1 pseudogene is annotated in these 1577 nt (G+C 67.7%); it reads left to right on the forward strand.

The features are described 5' to 3' along the window. Nucleotides 1–288: 288 nt before the first annotated feature. Nucleotides 289–1577 (forward strand): annotated as a pseudogene (locus ACSNOH_RS34710) (condensation domain-containing protein); the annotation flags it as partial.

The following is a 1577-nucleotide window of genomic DNA, read 5'->3' on the forward strand; positions in this document are numbered from 1 at the left end:
GGTGGGGGCCCGGTGCGGGTGTCGGGGATTCCGAATCTGCGGTTGGCGACGGAGGCCGGCCGGGATGGGGGAGTGGACCCGGAGGAAGTACGGGCGTGGGCTGCCCGGCACGGGGTCGAGGCGGTGTGCACATGGTCGGCGGAGGCGGTTGACCGGTTCGACGCGGTAATCCTGCCACCGGATCTCTCCTCGGGAGTCCTCGAGGGTGTGTATACGCCGGCGGGTGATGGGCGTGCGTTGACGAATGATCCGATGCGGTCGCGGCGTGTGGGTTCGCTGGTTGGTGGGTTGAGGGAGTTTGCGGCGGAGCGGTTGCCGGAGTACATGGTGCCGTCGGCTGTTGTTGCGGTGGATTCGGTGCCGTTGACGGTGAATGGGAAGCTGGATCGGCGGGCGTTGCCGGCGCCGGATTATGCGGTGGCGAGTGCGGGGCGGGCGCCGGGTTCGCCGCAGGAAGAAATGTTGTGCCGGCTGTTTGCCGAGGTTCTGGGGTTGCCGCGGGTCGGGGTGGATGACAGTTTCTTCGATCTCGGTGGTCATTCTCTGCTGGCGACGCGGTTGGTGAGCAGGGTTCGTACCGAGATAGGGGTGGAGTTGCCGATCCGGGCGTTGTTCGAGCAGCCCACGTCGGCGGGTCTCGCAGGGTGGGTGCAGGACGCGGGGGCGGCGAGGCGTGCTCTGGTGGCGGTGGAGCAGCGGCCGGATGTCCTGCCGTTGTCGTTCGCTCAGCGGCGGTTGTGGTTCCTGCACAAGCTGGAGGGTCCGTCGGCGACGTACAACATGCCGCTGGCGTTGCGGTTGTCCGGTGCGGTCGACCGGGAGGCTTTGCGGGCGGCGCTGGGGGATGTGGTGGCGCGGCACGAGTCGCTGCGGACGGTCTTCCCCGAGACCGACGGCGAACCCCGCCAGCTGATCCTTGAGCCGGAACAGGCCAAACTCTCCTGGAACATCCGTGAACTGCGCGAAGAGGAACTGGCCGACGCACTGTACGAGGCAGCCCGGTACGCATTCGACCTGTCGGCCGAACCTCCCGTTCGAGCCTGGGTTTTCGTCACCGGTCCGACAGAGTGCGTAGTCCTCGTACTGCTGCATCACATCGTGGGCGACGGATGGTCCCTGGGTCCGCTGGCCCGCGACCTGGCGGCCTCGTACAGTGCCCGGTGCAGTGGGCAGGACCCCACGTGGCCGGTGTTGCCGGTGCAGTATGCGGATTACACGCTGTGGCAGCGCGATCTGCTGGGGGACCAGGCGGACGCGGACAGTGTGTTCAGCAGCCAGCTGGCCTACTGGAAGGAGCAGCTGGCCGGCCTGCCCGAACAGCTGGCCCTGCCCACCGACCGTCCCCGCCCCGCGACCATGTCCTACGAGGGCGAGCTCACAGTCTTCGACGTGGACGCCGAATTGCATCAGGCGGTCGTACGGCTCGCCCAGGAAACTGGTGCCACGCCCTTCATGGTGTTGCAGGCGGCGTTGGCCGGGCTGTTCACGCGGTTGGGCGCGGGGACGGACATTGCGTTGGGTTCGCCGATCGCGGGGCGGACGGATGAGGCGCTGGACGACCTGGTCGGGTTCTTCGT

The organism is Streptomyces sp. URMC 127, assembly GCF_051386535.1.
Classification (GTDB): Bacteria; Actinomycetota; Actinomycetes; order Streptomycetales; family Streptomycetaceae; genus Streptomyces.